The organism is Bacillus sp. FJAT-27225, from assembly GCF_001685025.1.
Lineage (GTDB): Bacteria > Bacillota > Bacilli > Bacillales > Cytobacillaceae > Bacillus_D.
In genome coordinates, this window is the sequence record NZ_MAYU01000025.1 from 176531 (window position 1) to 196293 (window position 19763).

Annotated in this window: 16 protein-coding genes; 12 read left to right on the top strand and 4 right to left on the bottom strand. The window is 43.6% G+C overall.

What is annotated here, in order from left to right:
- Positions 1-415 precede the first annotated feature (415 nt).
- Complete coding sequence (locus A8F94_RS23360; RefSeq protein WP_066206518.1) at positions 416-1294, top strand: SMP-30/gluconolactonase/LRE family protein; 879 nt, start codon at positions 416-418, stop codon at positions 1292-1294.
- 151 nt (positions 1295-1445) lie between these two features.
- The gene (locus tag A8F94_RS23365; protein WP_066206521.1) at positions 1446-1847 is read left to right on the top strand and encodes a hypothetical protein; all 402 of its coding nucleotides are present in this window, start codon (positions 1446-1448) and stop codon (positions 1845-1847) included.
- A 28-nt stretch (positions 1848-1875) separates the two neighbouring features.
- Here A8F94_RS23365 and A8F94_RS23370 read toward each other — a convergent pair whose 3' ends face one another.
- Positions 1876-3984 carry a transglycosylase domain-containing protein gene (locus tag A8F94_RS23370; protein WP_066206524.1) on the bottom strand — a complete coding sequence of 703 codons (2109 nt, stop codon included), beginning with the start codon at positions 3982-3984 and terminating at the stop codon, positions 1876-1878.
- 365 nt (positions 3985-4349) lie between these two features.
- Positions 4350-4502: a YpzG family protein gene (locus tag A8F94_RS25260; protein ID WP_077247885.1), complete on the bottom strand. Its 153-nt coding sequence runs from the start codon at positions 4500-4502 to the stop codon at positions 4350-4352.
- Positions 4503-4822: 320 nt separating this feature from the next.
- Here A8F94_RS25260 and ppc point away from each other — a divergent pair, with 320 nt between their 5' ends.
- Complete coding sequence (gene ppc / locus A8F94_RS23375; protein WP_066206527.1) at positions 4823-7570, top strand: phosphoenolpyruvate carboxylase; 2748 nt, start codon at positions 4823-4825, stop codon at positions 7568-7570.
- Between the two features lie 823 nt (positions 7571-8393).
- Here the strand turns inward: ppc and A8F94_RS23380 are convergent.
- Positions 8394-8801, bottom strand: a complete 408-nt coding sequence (locus A8F94_RS23380; protein WP_066206529.1) for a VOC family protein — start codon at positions 8799-8801, stop codon at positions 8394-8396.
- Positions 8802-9171: 370 nt separating this feature from the next.
- On the opposite strand from A8F94_RS23380, the gene kynB reads away from it, so the two are divergent.
- The 8 genes from kynB to pruA all read left to right on the top strand — a co-directional run bounded on the left by kynB (position 9172) and on the right by pruA (position 18387).
- A complete protein-coding gene (gene kynB, locus A8F94_RS23385; protein WP_066206532.1) occupies positions 9172-9807 on the top strand; it encodes an arylformamidase in 636 nt (211 codons plus the stop codon).
- Positions 9808-10641, top strand: coding sequence for a tryptophan 2,3-dioxygenase (gene kynA, locus A8F94_RS23390; RefSeq protein WP_066206535.1), 834 nt, complete (start codon positions 9808-9810; stop codon positions 10639-10641).
- 79 nt (positions 10642-10720) lie between these two features.
- Entirely contained in the window at positions 10721-11290 is a 570-nt protein-coding gene (locus A8F94_RS23395; protein ID WP_066206541.1) for a nucleotidyltransferase family protein, read from the top strand.
- 83 nt (positions 11291-11373) lie between these two features.
- Positions 11374-11838 carry a hypothetical protein gene (locus tag A8F94_RS23400; RefSeq protein WP_066206547.1) on the top strand — a complete coding sequence of 155 codons (465 nt, stop codon included), beginning with the start codon at positions 11374-11376 and terminating at the stop codon, positions 11836-11838.
- 587 nt (positions 11839-12425) lie between these two features.
- The gene (locus A8F94_RS23405) at positions 12426-13139 is read left to right on the top strand and encodes a class I SAM-dependent methyltransferase (protein ID WP_066206552.1); all 714 of its coding nucleotides are present in this window, start codon (positions 12426-12428) and stop codon (positions 13137-13139) included.
- Positions 13140-13462: 323 nt separating this feature from the next.
- On the top strand, positions 13463-15631 hold the full coding sequence (locus A8F94_RS23410; RefSeq protein ID WP_139070168.1) for a peptidoglycan D,D-transpeptidase FtsI family protein: 2169 nt from the start codon (positions 13463-13465) through the stop codon (positions 15629-15631).
- Between the two features lie 175 nt (positions 15632-15806).
- The gene (locus A8F94_RS23415; protein WP_066206558.1) at positions 15807-16550 is read left to right on the top strand and encodes a Cof-type HAD-IIB family hydrolase; all 744 of its coding nucleotides are present in this window, start codon (positions 15807-15809) and stop codon (positions 16548-16550) included.
- Between the two features lie 205 nt (positions 16551-16755).
- Positions 16756-18387 carry an L-glutamate gamma-semialdehyde dehydrogenase gene (gene pruA / locus A8F94_RS23420; protein WP_066206560.1) on the top strand — a complete coding sequence of 544 codons (1632 nt, stop codon included), beginning with the start codon at positions 16756-16758 and terminating at the stop codon, positions 18385-18387.
- 59 nt (positions 18388-18446) lie between these two features.
- Here the strand turns inward: pruA and A8F94_RS23425 are convergent, their stop codons facing one another.
- Positions 18447-19100, bottom strand: coding sequence for a hypothetical protein (locus A8F94_RS23425; protein WP_066206565.1), 654 nt, complete (start codon positions 19098-19100; stop codon positions 18447-18449).
- 133 nt (positions 19101-19233) lie between these two features.
- Here A8F94_RS23425 and A8F94_RS23430 point away from each other — a divergent pair, with 133 nt between their 5' ends.
- A complete protein-coding gene (locus tag A8F94_RS23430; protein WP_066206568.1) occupies positions 19234-19710 on the top strand; it encodes a DinB family protein in 477 nt (158 codons plus the stop codon).
- Positions 19711-19763 lie beyond the last annotated feature (53 nt).

Genomic DNA, 19763 nt, shown 5'->3' on the forward strand with positions numbered 1-19763 from the left:
GAATTCAAACTTTTTAATCTTTTTGAAAAAGCTTCCGGATTAATTTAACAAAGTGTTCTCAAATCGTTTGCATTCCCGCCATAAATGGATTTATTTCAATGTTCTCTTTCAGCTTATAATGAAGGTACAAACGACAGACGCTCAGAGAAAGAGAAAACAGGGTCCTGGGAGGAGACCAAAAATGTTAATGAAAAAGTGGAAGTATCTGATTGTGGCACTCTTGATTATTGCTGCATCCCTAATCTACTATCAGGCAACACACATCACCCTGTTGGATTTTTCGGGGACATATTGAAAGATAGAACTGTCGGGCACTTGCTGCCCGGCAGTTTTCATTTCAGAGCAAGGTTTGGCTCTGGGCCTTAACGGTTAAAATCAGATAGGAGTCTACATATTTGTAAAGAGGAGGATGTTAATGATTGGCGATGTTGAGCTTGTACTAGATACAAAGGCAACTCTTGGAGAGGGGCCAGTTTGGGATCAGAAAACCGGTGCCTTGTTTTGGGTAGATATTGAAGGAGAAAAGATTTATATTTATTATCCAGAGACAGGGGAAGACCGGATTCTGGATGTAGGACAGCGGATTGGCGCGATTGTGCCTAGACAATCTGGAGGGGCTGTCGCCGCGCTTGAGAACGGTCTATACTTTGTAGATATAGAGCTGGGACAGTTTGAGTTTATTGTTAACCCCGAGGGCGGCCTTCCAGAAAATCGCTTTAATGATGGAAAATGTGATCCGAAGGGAAGGTTTTGGGCCGGGACGTTGAATATGAGCGGCAAGGAGGGGCAGGCTTCCCTCTATTGTCTTGAAACGGACGGTTCGCTGACAAAAAAACTTGATGGGCTAAGTATTTCAAATGGGCTGGCCTGGTCCCCTGATCACAAATTTATGTATTTTATTGATACACCTACAAGGAATGTAGTTAGGTTCGAGTATAATCTTGAAACAGGCGATATTCGCAATCCGGATATTTGTGTAACTATTCCCGATGGAGAGGGCTTTCCGGATGGAATGACAATTGACAGTGAAGGCCATCTTTGGATCGCACACTGGGGTGGCGGAAAGGTTTCAAGATGGAATCCCGCGACTGGGATTAAGGTGACAGAAATTGAAATACCGGCTGTGAACGTGACATCCTGCACATTTGGAGGGGAGCACCTGCTAGACTTATATGTAACAACAGCACGAGACGGAATGTCCGATGAAGAGCTTGAAAAATACCCCAATGCAGGGGGTGTATTCAAGGTTACAACCGCAACAAAGGGTCTGCCAGGTTTTCAATATATGGGGTAGGGCATGGACAGCAGTATCTGAGAACCCAATGAGCAGTAGAAATAGGGTACTGGCAATTTTATAAAAATATTTATATGCTAACCGTTTATTATTCCCTATTAGAGGTAAATAGAAAGGTAGAAACATATACTTCCAAAAAGGGGATGTGTCTATGGAATGGATGGCAATTGGGCTGGGAGTGTTACTGTTACTGATTTTGATTGAAGAAACAGGCCAATATATATGGAGGAATCGGTTCTACGCCAAATATGTCAGCCAGGAAGACACTCCGCTGGAAGTAGAAATGGATAGTCAACCAGAGCCGCTTCAAAAGCCGAGTCCAGTCTATAGATTGAAGCAGGGTGTCATTCGGACGTTCTTTCAGCTGATGCTTATCTCGGTAATAGTCCTAAGGATGGATAAGGTATACAGGTTTTTGGAGAAAAGGGCTGAAGCTCGGCGCATTAAAGCGAAGAACCCAAGAGCCGGAAAATTCTCATTTAAACATCCGCTCGCAGGTGTAAAACATACTGCAATTGCAATCAAACGATATAAAAAAAGCTCTTCCCTCTAAAGGGAGGAGCTTTTTAACTTTCTGTAAATTACGGTTCCTGGAGCTCTTTCAGCTTATCGGCAAGTCTCCCAAAACCGTCCGTAACAGCGTTTACCCCTCGTTGGATAGCTTCCTTCCATTCTGGGGCGTTTTCCTTAATGGTTTCACCGGCTGCTTCGGCAGTTTTGGCAACTTCTTGTCTAAATTTTTCCGTTTGTTCAAGGAGTTCATCTGTCGATAACATTGGCTCGCCTTTTTCACCGGCAGTTGTTAACCCAAAGGAATCCTCCTTAAGAAACGGCTTTGCTTCTTTCATAATAGCCCCAAATAGCGGAGCTGCGCCCTGAGAAGCACCTGTTGTTAAATAATGCTGTCTGTCAGTCCGGTCATAGCCAAGCCAGATTGCACCTGCAACTTCAGGTGTATAGCCAGCAAACCACTGATCCTTTATTCCCCTAATATCCTCGTATGGGAGCTGGGTGGAACCGGTTTTCCCGGCGATGTCCAAACCTTCTACTCTGGCACTCCGCCCGGTTCCTTTTTCAACAACCCGGAGCAGCATTGAGGTCATCTCACGGGCAGTTCCCTTGGAAGTCACCTTTACAGATTTCTTCTTATGGCTTGCAATTTCATTTCCCGTAGGACCGACAATTTTGGTAATAAAATGGCTCTCATATCTCCGTCCGTCATTTGCCAGCCCAGCATAGGCAGATGCGACCTGAAGAGGGGAGATGCCGTTATGCATACCACCTAGTGCAAGTGCGAGGTTCCGGTCTTCCTTCTTAACCGGAATGCCAAACTTTTCAGCGGTTTCAGCCCCCCGGCTAACTCCGATATCGTTCAGAAGCCATACGGTCGGAACATTGAGTGATTTTTCCACTACTTCATAGAGCGGGACCTTGCCCAGGAATGTTCTTGTGGCGTTTTCAGGCTTGTAATCCCCAAATGTCATCGGCTCGTCGGTAAGCTCCGACTCCGCCGAGTAGCCTTCCTCGAGAGCCGGCGTGTAGACAGCCAATGGCTTTATCGTTGACCCAGGCTGTGCTTTCAATTGTGTGGCCCGATTGAAGCCGCGGAAAACATGCTCACCGCGGCCGCCGACTACTGCAAGGACACCGCCTGTTTTAGGTGATACAAACACAGCGCCGCTCTGAACGATTTCACCGCCGCGGCCCCGCGGGAACAGCCAATCGCGTTTGTATACGTCTTCGAGCGCCGTTTGAAGATCCGGATTCAATTGCGTATAAATTCGGTACCCCCTGGTCAAAATTTCATCCTGTGTCAAGCCGTACTTTTTAACTGCTTCATCGAGGACTGCATCGACATAGTAAGGAAACTTACGTTTTATCGGTGTCCCGCCGCCATCGCTGAGTTTAATTTTTTGAGATACGGCTTTTTTGTATTCATCATTGGAAATTTTATTAAGTTCCTTCATTTTTCCGAGGACGACATTCCGCCTTTCCAGTGCCCGATCGTAATTCCTGAACGGATCATATGCTGAAGGAGCTTTAAGCAGGCCCGCAAGCACTGCCGCTTCACTGATTGTCACATCACCAATATCCTTGTTGAAATATTTCTTTGCTGCTGATCCAATTCCATAAGCCCCGCTGCCAAAATAAACCTGGTTGAGGTACATCTCAAGTATTTCATCTTTTTTATAGGCATCTTCAAGTTCGGCCGCAAGAAACAGTTCCTCGGCCTTTCGCCTGTACGTTTGCTCCGGGGAAAGAAGGGCATTTTTGGCAAGCTGCTGAGTAATCGTACTGCCGCCGCCAGTTATCCTGCCCGCAAACAAATTACCAAAAAATGCACGGGCAATCCCTTTAATATCAAAACCGTTATGCTGGTAAAACCGTTCATCTTCAATTGAAAGAACAGCATCTTTTACATGCTGAGGTATTTCCTCAATTTTTGTACCGCCAACCCGGTTGGCAGTGATTTCGGCAGCTTTCTTGCCGTTTATGTCATAAATAACAGTCGACTGGCTTAAGCCCTCCTTGAGTGATTCAACATTCGCACGACTCGCCAGAAAAGCGAAGAACAAAATTGTCAACAGAAATGTAATGAGGGCAATGAGTAGCAGAATCTGTGTTAAATGCTTTCTTTTCCAAAAACGCTTTATCGCTTCCCAAAGGGCAATCAACTTTTCTTTTATCATAAAAATCTACCTTCAATCCAAAAGTCTTATAGCAGAAGAATATCAAAAGGAGAAACGAAACACAAAAAACTTCGGTCACCAATAGTTCCAAAATATAGCAGTGTCTACTATATTAAAAACATAATTTCTTTTCAACAGGGTATATATCATACGAAAACTTCTTCCGAGGGTTTCCCATTTTTTCGATTTTGTATATTTCTTCTGCTTTGTTGGTTCCATATATTTCCGAGTTTCTGCGTTTGCGCCCGTGTTCACATTTATATTAACGGGTTCAAATTATATCAGAAATTCATATTTAACAACAATTCCTCAAAAAGAAGCGGTACCCAGCATGTGGGTACCGCACCGTTTCTCCTGCCCAGCGATTACCAGCGGTGAGCTTTTGCATTGCTCCGAAGGATAATCTCTGTTTGAGACATGCGCGTTTGGCCATTCAGCTGCGATTTCGTATGCTTCCGACGGCTAAACGTGTGGTGAAAAAGCCCTGAACGTGGATCCAGCATGTTCCTGTAGCTCATTCGATCACCTCGTGTGCAGGATTTTGTGAAACGCAGGCATCATCAGGGATGCCGTATTTTAGCTTTTGCAAGAGACGGGAATATTACACTCATTGGCTTGTGCAGAAGATGGAGGATGGTCTATTTTTAATAAAATCCCGGCCGGAGCAGGGCGCAGGCGAAGGGGATCCTGCTTTATCCCACTCCTAAAAAAGTCAGTGTTTCGTAAGGATTAGTGAAGGAAAATGAAGGAGTATAATATTTCAAAATAGGCAGGCGGGAGGCTTTCGTGATATAGTAAAAAGAAATTTATTGATACATAGTGTTGGGAAGGTGAGTCTATGGCAACGAATGACAGCATGTTCCCGCTTAGGCGGGATGTGAAGATGCTAGGTAATATACTTGGTGAAATTCTTGAATTCAACGGAGGATCTACGCTATTTCAAACTGTTGAAAAGCTTAGGCTAATGTGCAAGGACCTTCGTGAAACGTTCGACGAGAAGATATATGAGGAGTTGAAACAGGAAATTGCGAGTCTTGACCCGAAGCTCAGAATCCAGGTAATCCGGGCGTTCGCTACATATTTCCATTTAATTAATGCGGCTGAACAGAACCACAGAATCCGGAGGCGCCGTGAGTATCAGCTCGAGGAAGATGCCAAAAAGCAGCCTGGTTCAATTGAACGAGCAATTTACTCGCTTAAGGAAAATAACATAAGTTCCGATGTCATCCGCAAGGTGCTGGCCGATATGTCCCTTGAACTCGTTATCACTGCACATCCTACTGAGGCGACAAAACGTTCTGTTCTTGAATTGCAGAAGCGGATTGCCGACCTGTTGAAGAGTCTTGACAATCCGCTTTTATCAAAAAAAGAGCGGAAGAAAATTGAGGAAAGTCTTTTTAACGAAGTTGCGGCCCTTTGGCAAACAGATGAACTTCGTGACAGAAAACCGACCGTGATTGATGAAGTGCGCAATGGCCTTTATTATTTTGACAAGACACTCTTTGATGTGCTTCCTGATATCCATCAAGAGGTTGAGGAGTGCCTTGGGAAATATTATCCGGAAGAGGCATGGAAGGTACCGACCTTCCTAAGGTTCGGATCATGGATTGGCGGGGACAGGGATGGGAATCCGCATGTTACTGCGGAGGTAACATGGGAAACACTTACCCGCCAGCGCAAACTCGTGTTAAAAAAGTATCGGAATGTTTTGGTTGAATTGATGAGGCGGTTTTCACATGCAACATCGCGGGTTGAAGTAAGTGATGAGCTAATTGAATCGGTCAGCCGGGACGAGGAACTGTTTTTGCCTGAAGAAAAGCGCTGGACTGTGTCCGAGGAGCAATATCGCCGGAAATTTGCGGTTATGATTGAGAGAGTGAAGCAGGTCGGCCAAAGTGAAATTGGCTACAAACAGCCTGAGGAGCTCCTTGACGATCTGGAGATTATTAGTCGCAGTGTGTATAAACATCATCCGGCAAACCGCGAGTTGAAAATGCTTGAAAAATTGATTCGCCAGGTTAAGCTGTTTGGCTTCCATCTGGCAACACTCGATATCCGCAACCATAGCGGCGAGCATGAGGCGGCGATAACCGAGATTTTGCGGAAGGTTAGGATTGCAGACGATTACCGCAGCCTTCCTGAGGAGGAAAAGCAGGAAATTCTATTGAGGCTGCTTCAAGATCCGCGCCCGGTGTTGCTCTTGCATGAGGATTATTCACCAGAGACACAAGAAATAATCCGCGTCTTTGAATTAATCCGTGAAGCCCACCAGGAATTCGGTAAGCAGTCGATTAATGTTTATTTGATAAGTATGGCCGAATCAGTTAGTGATCTTCTTGAAGTGCTGCTACTTGCAAAGGAAGCGGGCATTTATCGGCTGCATGCAGACGGGACCGTTGAGTCCGACCTAAACGTTGCTCCGCTCCTGGAAACCATCGATGATTTAACTGCCGGCCCAGAAATTATGGAAACATTGTTCAAGACGCCTCTGTACCGGGAGCATCTGCGCATGCTTGGTGACCGCCAGGAAATCATGCTTGGCTATTCAGACGGCAGCAAAGACGGCGGAACGATGACAGCAAACTGGAAATTATATAGGGCGCAGCTTGAAATTCATGAAATGGCAAAGCGTCACTCGATCAGATTGAAATTTTTCCATGGCCGTGGCGGTTCTCTCGGCCGCGGCGGCGGTCCATTGAACCGGAGCTTGCTGTCGCAGCCGGCTGAAACATTCGGAGATGGCATAAAGATTACTGAACAGGGTGAGGTTCTTTCATCCCGCTATCTGCTTGAAGATATTGCGTACAGAAGCCTTGAGCAGGCGACTTCGACCATGCTGCAGGTAGGTGCTCATGTATCCAACGAGTCCGAACAGGATTTCCGTGATCCTCGCTATGTTGAGGCAATTGAGGAAATTTCTTCAGCTTCTTTGGCAAAATATCAGTCGCTTGTGTTTGAAGACAAGGATTTCCTGACGTATTTCAATCAGGCGACTCCACTAAACGAAATCGGCGAATTGAACATTGGTTCACGTCCAATGAAGAGGAAGAACTCACAAAAATTTGAAAATCTGCGTGCAATACCGTGGGTGTTTGCCTGGACTCAAAGCCGTCAGCTTCTGCCAGGCTGGTACGCAGCCGGTACAGGGTTAGAAAGCTATGCAAATAAGGGTTCGGAAAATCTGGCGCTGCTTCAGGAAATGTACGAAAAGTGGCCGTTCTTCCGCTCGACCATCGACAACCTGCAGATGGCGCTGACAAAGGCAGACATCACAACAGCAAGCGAATACGCATCTCTGGTCGAGGACAAGGAAGCCGGGGACCGAATTTTCGGCAATATCAAGGACGAATACAAGCGTACCAGAAAGATCTTGCTTGAGATCTCCGGTGATGAAGAGCTGCTCGACCACTCGCCGAACATAAAGGCCTCAGTCAAGAGGCGCAATCCGTACATCGACCCACTCAACTTCCTGCAAGTAGAATTGATTAGGCAGCTCAGGGAAGATGACGGACAAAATGATCAATTGATGACAGAAGTATTACTTACAATCAGTGGAATTGCAGCTGGGTTGAGGAATACTGGTTGATCGAAGATAGGAGTCCCCTTATTTAGGGGGCTCCTTTTTTGGTGAGGTTATGCTTTATGTAGGGGGTTCCAAATGTATATGGCCAATTAGGGGCATACACGGATTATGTGAAACCTCGGTATCTTGAGCAAAACCTTGGATTAAAGTTAGTAAGCCAAGACGGAAATGTGAAACGTCCTTGAGCAACGGTTTCAGGGATAAATCAACGTGGTGAAAAAGTCCTTGAGCAGGGGATTCAAGGATAGAACGATGTGACAGAAATGAGAAAATGTCCTAGAGCAGGGGGGACAAGGACAAATCGAGTGATAGACATGTGAAAACGGGTAGTGTGATTAATTTTGTGTAACTGATTAAGTTAATCAAGTAGTTGGCACTATATTTTGATTTTTGCCTGGTGCTATTGGCATCGTTTTAGGCCTTTCAAACGGTCAAAATGTCCCCAATAGCTTGTATTGGCACCGTTTCAGGCCTTGGAAACAGTTAAAATGTCCCCAATAGCTTGTATTGGCACCGTTTCAGGCCGTGCAAACAGTCAAAATGTCCCCAATAGCGTTGGGAACACGATAGAGTATTAAGATAAATTTTGGCGAAGGTTTCGAGGACAATACCTCGTGAAGGGAATGTGAAATTGTCATTGAATAGGAGTTTTAGAACAAAGGAAAACGTACGAAACCATTATAGCTTTTTACGGAATCCAGGCACATAAAGAAGAGGAGCTTAGCAAAGGTATCGCTAGCTTCTCTCCGTCCATCTAATGATAACCCCAACATACCCCAAAAAAAGAAGCCCGGCAGCTGCCGGACCTCAATCATACATCCAGCCTCTATTGCTGAAAATTCAATTCCCATGTAATCCCGAATTCATCGCGGACTTTTCCGTATGTTGCACCCCAGAAGGTGTTTTGCAATTCCATGTAGACTATGCCATTTTCGGATAGTTTTTCATAGGCAGCCCTGATTGCATCCTCACTTTCAAACTCAAGTACAAGTGATACGTTGCTGCCGACAGTGACTTCTCGGCCACCGGCTGTGTCTGAAACCATGATAACCAGATCGCCTTTCCGGAGGCGGCCGTGGATCAAGAGGTCATCGGCGCCTGGCGGGGTCGGGTAGTCTGCTTCCCCATATGTTTGCAGGCCTTCAAGTTCTCCGCCAAAAATATCCTTGTATTTTTCCAGGGCTGAGCGGGCATTTCCGTTAAAGCTGAGATAGGGCGTAATTTGCTGCTTCATGATATCCACTCCTTTAATAGTAGTATTCTCCCTTTCTGGTGGAAATCCTTCAACTTGAATTTTTTGACGTCATGATAAGCAAACACCTATAATTCTAATGAATGACATAATTTTCTGAAAGGTTTATTCCGAAGAGTTCTACATAAGACTGTGCTGTTTACCTGGACCGGCAAGAGCGCTAGGCCAGATGAGGATTAATTTTACATGCTGTTAGAATCTGCAAGTCGATGAAGTTGGAAGTCGTTATCCTGTCTTCAATTCCCCAAATGGAATCGGCTAGGGAATGAAGATAAATGAGGTATGGTAAACAGTCGAAATTCCTAAAGCAATTATGGCAGGAGAAATTCGAAAACAAGTGAGGAGTCGTTACATGAGAAAGTGGATTGATATTTCACAGCCATTGGATGGAACAATTGGCCATTGGCCTGGTGATACTCCGTTTAAGTATGAGACTGCTTTTACGAAACAACAAACAGGTTCAGTAAACATTGGCCGCATCACGACGAGTTTGCACACCGGCACCCACGTTGACGCGCCTTTTCATTTTGATAATGAGGGAGCAAAGATCATTGACCTTGACATCGAGGTCTTTATTGGGCCTGCTCGAGTGATAGATGTGTGTTCTTTTTCAAAAATTGACCAAAAAGTTTTAGAGACATTCGATCTGGATGGAGTAGAACGGCTCCTAATGAAAACATCCATCCCCAATAACCCACAACTTTTTCCGGAAACAATCCCGGAACTTGACGCAAGCATTGCTGCTTACCTTGGTGAAATGGGCGTACTCCTCCTGGGGGTCGATATCCCGTCAGTCGATCCGCTCGACAGCAAGAGCATGGAAACGCACCATGCCCTGCACCGGAATGGCATTCATATTTTGGAAAACATTATGCTTGATAGCGTCGAAGAAGGGGACTATGAGTTGATTGCGCTGCCGCTTCCATTAAAAGATGCGGACGGAAGCCCTGTTCGTGCATGTATTAGAAAATTGGAAGGGGTGACGTGAATGAGCAGCGAAGAAATAACTGAAACAACAATCCATACTGATTTTAAAGATACTATGACCTATGGCGAGTACCTGCAGCTTGATAAAATCCTTTCTGCCCAAAACCGCCTGACCGGCCATCATGATGAAATGTTGTTTATCATTATCCATCAGGTAACCGAGCTGTGGATGAAGCTGATCCTTCATGAAGTTGAAGCGGCAATTGTTTCTATTAAAAAAAGTGACCTCGCTTCCGCTCAAAAGAAGCTGGCTCGTGTTTCCAAGACACAATCACAAATCATTCAGGCTTGGGATGTGCTTTCTACACTAACTCCTTCCGAATATATGGAGTTCCGTGATTCACTTGGCCAAGCATCTGGTTTCCAATCATTTCAGTACCGGATGCTAGAATTCGCGCTTGGTTACAAAACCCCTCATATCCTGAAAATCTATCAAAAGGACCCGGCATTGTTGGCGGAGCTTCAGAATGCGTACGAGGCTCCAGGGCTTTATGACGTTGCAATTGAGGCACTTCACAGAGCCGGGATTCCTGTAAATGAAGATGTGTTGAATCGCGATTTCACAAAGGCCTACAAGGAAAACGAGTCAGTAAAGGCTGCCTGGATGACGGTTTATAAAAACCCGAAAGTCTATTGGGAGCTGTATGAGCTGGCCGAAAAGCTGGTCGATATTGAAGACTGGCTTCAGCAATGGCGGTTCCGCCATATGAAAACCGTTGAGAGGATTATAGGCTTCAAGAAGGGGACTGGAGGCTCATCTGGTGTAGGATATTTGAAAAAAGTCCTCGACCAGCGCTTCTTCCCTGAGTTATGGGCTATCAGAACGGAGCTTTAGATAGCGTTTTTTTTAAAAGAAGCTTTGAATCGTGTTCCGGTTTAAGAGTTGAACAGAATAGTCCTAGGAGAAGATAATTATTGTGATAAAAGATGAAGAGGATATTGTTGCCCTTATCAGTAACGATTCTTTAATGATGGATTGTTTAAGAGCGGCGAACACATTAGATTTACCAGATTGGTGGATTTGTGCAGGATTTGTTCGTTCGAAAATCTGGGACACTTTGCACGGATATAAACAAAGGACACGTATACCCGATGTCGATGTAATCTACTTCGACGAAAAGGATAGAAACGAAGAAACAGAGAAATTATTAGAAGAAGAATTGGCCGTGTTACTTCCGGATATCCCATGGTCTGTAAAGAATCAGGCGAGAATGCATAGTGTTAATAAAATTCCGCCATATTTATCATCGACAGATGCAATTTCAAAATTTCCTGAAACGGCTACCGCTCTTGGTGTAAAACTCGATTGTGATCATCAGGTTATTCTTGCAGCTCCATGCGGAATTGAGGATGTGATCAAAATGGTCGTAAAACCGACTCGCTTTTTTGCTGAAACGCCTCAACGTACAGCATTATATAAGGATAGAATCCATAAAAAGAAATGGAAATCCACTTGGCCGAATGTAACGGTTATTCATATATAATTCCATTACAATAGCAAAGTTGGGGTTCATTTAACTTAAAGACAAAGCGGCTAATAGCAGTAGTAGCAGAAGGCGGGGCTGATATGAAGCGGTTCACTAAATTGATGATCGTGCTGTGTGTCATTTTCACATTAGCGGGATGTATTGGAGAAGATTACGATGTAGGGGTGCCAACAGCTCATTTGCATTTAGCCTTATATTCTGTGCAATTAAAAGAGGCGGATATTAGTTGGAGCACTGCCAGTGAAAATGTACAACAAAAAATCGAGGATATTGAAGGATATGCAACATCCCTGGAAGAAATAAAAGTCTTTTCAAATCAGAAAGCATCCTTGGAATTTAAAGAGAATGAAGACAATGGTGGAGATATTTGGACTGATACGAATATAAAGGTAGCCCTCGTAAAAAACGGTCAACGTCTTGAACTCCCTGTGGAAGATTCATTGGAATTTCAATTTCCACAGAACAAGGGGAAGTACATACTGGAAGTTGATTTTACTAATTCGGCCGGAACTGCTCAATATATTGGGAATGTACTCATTCAATAATTATATTGTCAGCGGAAAAGTCCCGCTAAAAGCAAAAACAGTCATATGAAAATGGTATGAATCATTTGCGAAATAACGTGGTCTCATGTGAATTATAAACCTTGTCCTTTAACTTAGTTAAGGGCAGGGTTTTTTTATTTTCTATATAATCATGGGGCAAAAGTATATCCCCATTTCTTCCTTTTTCAAGAGAATTGATTTAGCAAAGATTGATTATGAGTTAGAAAGATTGAATAGGCAAGCGACTTGAGCTGCCTTTTAGTATTCCTTCCCATATTCTCGGAATGCTTTGTAACATTCCTGTAACGTTTGTAACAATAAACTTGGGTAGTATTTCCACCTAACATGATTATTCATCCTAAATAACCCCTTAGACACATTTTAATCAGGTAAGGTACATTCCCTCAAAGTTAAACATTTACGAGAAGCAAGGCGGTTTTAACCAAGCTCTAAGCAGTGTTATTAATGTCCTTTATCGATAAAACAACCGATGAAATAATCTGATTTTAATATTCCTTTAACAAACAAATAGGTAAAACTTGGTACAATATGAAAGACGAAATTTTTGTGGAAAGCAGGGGCTATAAATGAGAGAAATGATTCATGATTTTGATGATCTACTGCTTATGCTCGATGAGCTGTTGAAGGAACAATCCCGTTTTGATTGGAATTCCTTTTATACTAATCGTGAAAAAAAGGTGCCTTTTTTTGCTAACAATCCTGATGAAAATCTAGTAAATTATTTCGATGATCAACTATTTAAGCCAGGAAGAGTTCTTGAATTAGGCTGTGGCCCAGGAAGAAATGCCATTTATTTTGCTGAAAAAGGCTGCACGGTTGATGCTGTTGATTTATCCAAGGAAGCGTTGGAATGGGCTAAGGAACGGGCTGAAGAAAAAAATCTAGAAATAAATTTTATAATGGAAAACATCTTTGATTTACATGCAGAAGAAGGCAGTTACGACATTATTTATGACTCTGGCTGCTTCCATCACATTCCTCCGCACAGAAGAATGTCTTATATAAATTTGATTAATAAGGCTCTTAAAGCGGATGGGTTGTTTGCGATTACATGTTTTGTGGAGAATGGTAAGCTCGGGGGAGCAAACATTTCCGATTGGGAGGTTTATAGGATCCGAAGCCTTAAAGGAGGTCTCGGTTTTAGTAAGGAAAAATTAAGATCGATTTTTAAAGATTTCAAGGAAATTGAAATCCGGTCAATGAGGGAATTACACCCCAAATCGAATGTTTTTGGAGTGGATGGCTTATTAACGGCGGTGTTTAAAAAGAGCCAGTCTTGAATATAGATTCAATCGCCGGCCGGTTTGGGTACCGTGTTGGCGTTTTTATATACTGCTCCGATGGCAAAGGATATAGGAGGAATCGTGAAGAATCCGGAAATACTTCTTATTGGGTCACTTAGTTAATAGATTATAATCTGAAAAACGAATTTAGATCGATGGGCTCTTAGCTTTTGCTTGGAGCTTTTTTATTTTCAAATCAATGCTTCTAGTAAAAAGCCCAACGCCGGATTCAGAAAAATCTACTAATTTTACAGGTTCATATGGTAAAAACATCCTGACAACGATAATATGGAAATATATACATATGGGATGTGAGAAATTTGGTATCCAAGAAAAAGAAAAAGCGATTTGTACCGCTTAGGCTAAACCTGCTGTTTTTAGCTATATTCTTTTTGTTTTCGATGTTAATTGTCCGGCTGGGCATTGTTCAAATCGTTTATGGTGATGATTTTAAGAGGGAAGTGGAACGGACTGAGGATGTTACTGTCAAATACCCTGTGCCAAGAGGCAAGATGTATGACAGGAACCAAAAAGTCATTGTAGACAATACGCCTCTGAATGCAATTATCTATACCAAATATCAGAACACGAAACCGGAAGAAATGCTCGAGACTGCGAGGAAACTGGCAAAACTGATTGAGAAAAAGCCTGGAAAAATTCCTGAATGGGAATTGATAGATTATTGGCTTTTGACTAATCCTAAGAAGGCCAAAAACAAAATAACCAAACAAGAATGGAAGTTGTATTATAAAAAGGACCTGAAGGAAAAAGATATTTACCGGCTCCAGGTGGAACGGGTGACCAAGGAAGAGCTTGAAACGATTACGAATAACCCGGCTGAAATGGAAGTTCTGGCTATTTACAGAAAGTTTAAATCAGGGTATGCACAGTCTCCCCAAATCGTTAAAAGCGGAAAAAAACAGAGGGACCCTGAGGATGACAAAGATATTGAAATTGTAACCGACGAGGAGTTCGCTGCGGTAAGTGAGAACCTGGAAGATTTGCCGGGGGTAGATACAACAACGGATTGGAAACGAAAGTATGTATTCAGTAACACATTAAGATCGATTCTTGGAAATGTCTCAAACGATGAGAAGGGGATTCCGAAAGAAAAACTGGATTACTACTTATCGAGGGGATACAGCAGAAACGACAGGGTTGGAACAAGCTATATCGAGCAGCAGTACGAGAACATTCTAAGAGGCCAGAAAGCGAAAGTCAAAAATGAGACAGACAAAGCTGGTTCAATCATTAAGTCGGAGACCGTCTCGGAAGGCAAACGTGGTAAGGACATAGTTCTGACAATTGATATGGAACTTCAGAAAGCAGTAGAAAAAATAATTGAAGATCAACTTTGGGCTGGAAAACGAAGCGGAAGCTCTCCTCTTCTCGACCGGGCGTTTGTTGTGCTAACCGATCCGCATACTGGTGAAATTCTTACAATGGCCGGAAAAAAGATTGAACGCAATAAGGATACAGGGGAATATGAAATAGGCGACTATGCTCTGGGTACTTTTACAACATCCTATAGTGTCGGGTCTGCCGTTAAGGGAGCAACCATTTACTCTGGATTCAAAGAGGGCGTTATAAAGCCAGGCAGCCGTTTTTTTGATACAGCGATGGTAATCAGAGGAACGGATGAAAAATCTTCCCACAGGGCAGGCATTGGCTGGACAGATAATGTCAGGGCGCTGGAACTTTCCTCCAACGTGTATATGTTTTATATTGCGATAAAAATTGGTGGAGGATATTATGAACGCAATCAACCGTTAACCATAAATCTAAACGGATTTAACAAAATGAGGTCTGCGTTCGGCCAATTTGGGCTTGGAACGAGGACAGGTATTGACCTTCCTGGTGAAGCAGCAGGGTTCCCTGGTCCTTTGGAAGGGGGTAAACTGCTCGACTTGGCGATTGGACAGTATGATACGTATACACCGATGCAGTTAGCCCAGTATGTTTCCACGATTGCTAATGGCGGCAAGAGAGTCCAGCTGCATATTTTAAAAGAGATACGGGAGCCAGAACTGGACAATAAAGAACTAGGCCCTATACTTGAAGAATTTCAGCCAAAGGTCCTCAATAAACTTGATGGCAGCCAGGTATGGCTTGATCAAATCCATAAAGGTTTCTGGCGGGTCATGCATGGAGCGGAGGGTACAGCAACCAAGACGTTTTCCAAGACAGCCTATAACCCGGCTGGAAAGACTGGAACCGCTGAAGCTTTTTATGATGGATTTGAGCGGAAGAAATTCGGAAAGATTCCTCCTGAAGTTATGAATCTCAGCCTGGTTAGCTACGCCCCGGCTGGACCGGGCCAAAAGCCAGAAGTGGCAATGTCGGTTGTTGTCCCATGGGCTTATTCTGGAAGCCGCGGGCCTGGCTACAATAGTACGATTGGGAAAGCAGTACTTGATACGTATTTTGAGCTAAAGGAAAAAAGGATGAAGGAATCCCAGCAGGTTGACAATAACACAGAGACACCGTAAAACAAAACAATTCTATGTCTAAGAGGTTGATAAGCCTTGAAGCAGCGGATTCTATCAATGAACCCGCTGCTTTTTTATGGATTTGAAAAACAAGCATATAAGCCTCTTAATTTAAAATACTACTTTTAACATGCTAATATGGTTTAAGAGAATACGAAGCTTGGGAGTGGATTTTATGGTGAAGGAAGAACTTGATATTAAACTGATTGCATTGGACATTGACGGTACTCTACTAAACGACAAGCACGAAGTTTCAAAGGCAGTCCGGGATGCAATTAGGGAAGCGGAAAAAAAGGGAATAACAGTCGTCCTTAGTACTGGACGGAGCCTGGCTACTTGCAAGGATTATGCTGTTTCCCTTCAATTGTCCTCGTACCTGGTAACTGTGAATGGGGCGGAAATTTGGGGGCCGGATGGGGAGTTGGTTGTCCGCAACCCAGTTGACCTCGCATTAATAAGATGGATGTACGATCTCTCAACTGAGCATAAGACCGGATTCTGGGCGACCAGCTCCACCGGTGTGGTTAGGGGCAACATGCCCGAAGACTTTGAAACCCGGGAATGGCTGAAATTCGGTTTCGATATACCTGATGACAAAGTCAGGGAAACAATAGCTAACTTGCTTAAAGAAAGAGGAGAACTCGAAATAAGCAATTCCAGCCCGACTAATATCGAAGTCAACGCAATCGGTATCAACAAAGCTGCCGCTCTGCATCAGGTATGCGCGCTTCTTGAAATGAACATGGAAAACGTGATGGCGGTCGGCGACAGCCTGAATGATATTTTGATGATAAAAGAAGCTGGCCTCGGAATTGCCATGGGCAATGCACAGGATGTCGTAAAGGAAGCAGCGGACTGGGTCACATCATCGAACAACGAAGACGGTGTCGCAAGAGCGATTCGTGAGTGGGTGCTTTAAAAGGACGAACTTAAATCCTGAAGGTAATGTATAGAATTCATTATCTTAATTCAGCTAGCAGGAATAACATAAAAATTGCTGATTGTCCCTTAATAAGGTAAGCTTATCACTGGATGAACAAAGCAATAGCCGGCAAAGTATGATATACTTTTTCAGGTATGAGCCATTATATCCATATAGTTTTTACAGAAAGGATCGTGACCAAATGAGTAACGGAATCTTCAAAATCCCGACACCTACAAATGAACCTGGCAACACATATGCCCCGGGAACAAAAGAACGGGAAACATTAAAAGCCGAATTAAAACGTCAATCTGAAACCGTAGTTGACATTCCTGTCATTATCAATGGCCAGGATGTGAAAACAGATACAATCAAGCAAGTCGTAATGCCTCATGATCATCAACACGTTCTAGCAAACTATTCACAGGCTGGTGAAAAAGAGCTGCGTGACGCGATTGAAGCGGCTATGGCTGCGAAAGAAGCTTGGGCAAATATGCCGTGGGAACACCGTGCATCCATTTTCCTGAAAGCTGCTGATTTAATCTCCGGTCCATACCGCGATTTAATGAACGCTGCAACAATGCTTGGGCAATCCAAGACTGCTATCCAAGCTGAAATCGATTCAGCACAAGAATTGATAGACTTCCTGCGTTTCGGTGTTGATTATGCGAACCAAGTTTATCAAATTCAGCCTGCAAGTATGAAGAATATTTGGAACCGATCAGACTACCGTCCATTGGATGGCTTTGTGTTGGCGATTTCTCCATTTAACTTCACTGCAATTGGCGGTAACCTTCCAGCGGCTCCTGCAATGATGGGTAACGTAGTTGTTTGGAAACCAGCATCAACGTCAATACTGGCAAACTATTACTTCATGCGCATTTTGGAAGAAGCAGGCCTGCCAAAAGGTGTTATTAACTTTGTGCCGTCCCGTGGTTCTCAAGTATCAGAAGTGGTACTGACAGACCCTCGCATGTCTGGATTCCATTTTACTGGTTCAACTAGTACGTTCCAGACAATCTGGAAAACAGTTGGTGAAAACATTCATAGATACCACTCTTATCCTCGCCTAATTGGCGAAACAGGCGGTAAGGACTTTGTCTTTGCACACGAAAGTGCCCAAGCTGATAAAGTTGTAGCAAACCTTGTCCGCGGTGCATTTGAATACCAGGGACAAAAATGTTCCGCTGCTTCCCGTGCATATATCCCTGCAAGCATGTGGGAAGAAGTAAAAGCTGGCTTGTTGAAAGAAGTTGCGAAAATTAAAGTCGGCGATGTCCGTGACTTCAGGAACTTCATGGGGGCGGTAATCGACAAACCTGCGTTTGATTCCATTACTAGCTATATCGAAGCTGCTAAATCTTCTGAGGATGCAGAGATTATTGCTGGCGGAACATATGACGATTCTGTGGGATATTTCATCCAGCCGACCATTATTTTGAGTAAGAATCCAAACTTCAAAACGATGTGTGAAGAAATTTTCGGCCCAGTATTAACAATCTATGTTTATGAAAATGATAAATTGGAAGAAACATTGGATGCAGTAGACACAGCGTCGATGTATGCGTTGACTGGTGCCATTTTTGCACAAGACCGCCAGGCAATCATGCACCTGGAACGCCGCTTGTCCGGAGCTGCAGGTAACTTCTATATCAATGACAAGCCAACTGGTGCAATGATTAACCAGCAGCCATTTGGCGGTTCCCGTGGATCGGGTACAAACGATAAAGCAGGTTCTGTATTCAACATGATTCGTTGGACCAGCCCTCGTGTTATTAAAGAAAACTTTGCTCCAACAACAGACGTAGCATATCCATTTATGGATGAAGAATAATAGTAATAAGAGGCTGAAACGATAAGTTTTCAGCCTCTTTTTTCGTTCCTGTATTCAGCTTACTTAAACTTTGCGGGGAATTGCTTTATAATAGCGCCTGTAATAGTGTCTGCTAGCATCAAGAGATGGCGGCTATTATGATCGGCTGCCATGATATCTGCTGTCCAATCTTTATGGATACGTGCAACAGCCATGTCGGTAATTAGTTTTAGATGAATATGGTACATTTCTTTGAACTGGGCTTTATTAATGTTAGGGTTCAATTTTGTCAGCAGATCAGCAATTTGGTCAGCATTCCGGTACCACTCAGAGTTCGCCTTATTGAGTGCATCCTTATTGCCGGCTTTGGCAGCCTCGACTACTTTTACAGCTATGTTAATATGCTCTTTAAGCAGATTGGTAAGCGTGTTTCCTGCTGCCTCACCGTAAAACGGTTTAATGGCATTGCCAAGGTCCTCCTGGTTTTTTAATAGGCGAGCGAGGACCGGCCCAGTATCTTCCAGACGAGCCACTGAGCTTTTGACAAGATCCCTTGTCCAAAAAGCATGGTCATTCCAGAGTACTCGATAGTTCAGCCTCAACTGCTCGGCAGAACTTTTAACTCTTACTGTCACGACGGGCTTCCGAGTATTCTCCTTGGCACCTTCAACCGAAACACCCATTGTTGTTAATGTAAACATTAGGACAAGAAGCACTGATAAAAGCTTTCTCAAACTAGACAACTCCTTTGAATAGATTCGTATGTAGTATGTGGATTTTAATATGTCTGCTATGCGTATCCTTGTTTGCCGCGGTCAATAATGGAATGGTAAAATTATCCTACTCAAACAAAGGGGGAAAATATAAATGAATGAACTGAAGGATGTTTTTCTTGAACAGCTGAATGCAACGTATAATGAATCAGGCTGGTTCACAGCACTGAAAGATGCACTTAACGGTGTTACTTTTGAGCAGGCGATATGGAGAGCCAATGAAAATTCCAACTCGATTTGGGGCAACGTCCGCCATCTTGTGTATTGGAGCGAGTTCTTTTTGGAAAAATATAATCCCGGCTCTGTAGAAGAGATTCTTCAGCTTGAAAATGCCCGCACCTTCGATGTGCCAGAGGAAGAAAAAAACGAAGAAAATTGGAAAAGGGAAGTGGAACGTCTCAAGCGGGCAATTGAAGGCTGGCGTGATGCACTGAATGAGAAACCCGATAAGCTGAAGGAAGGCGACTGGGGTAAGCTCCTAAGCGGGTACTTGCTGCATAATGCCTATCATATCGGCCAAATCGTCACGATTCGCAAGCAGCAGGAAAGCTGGACTGCTTCTGGACTTTAAAGGAAGTATTAAAACATACAGCTGCAGGAAGAAGTCAGTTGCAATAATCTAAG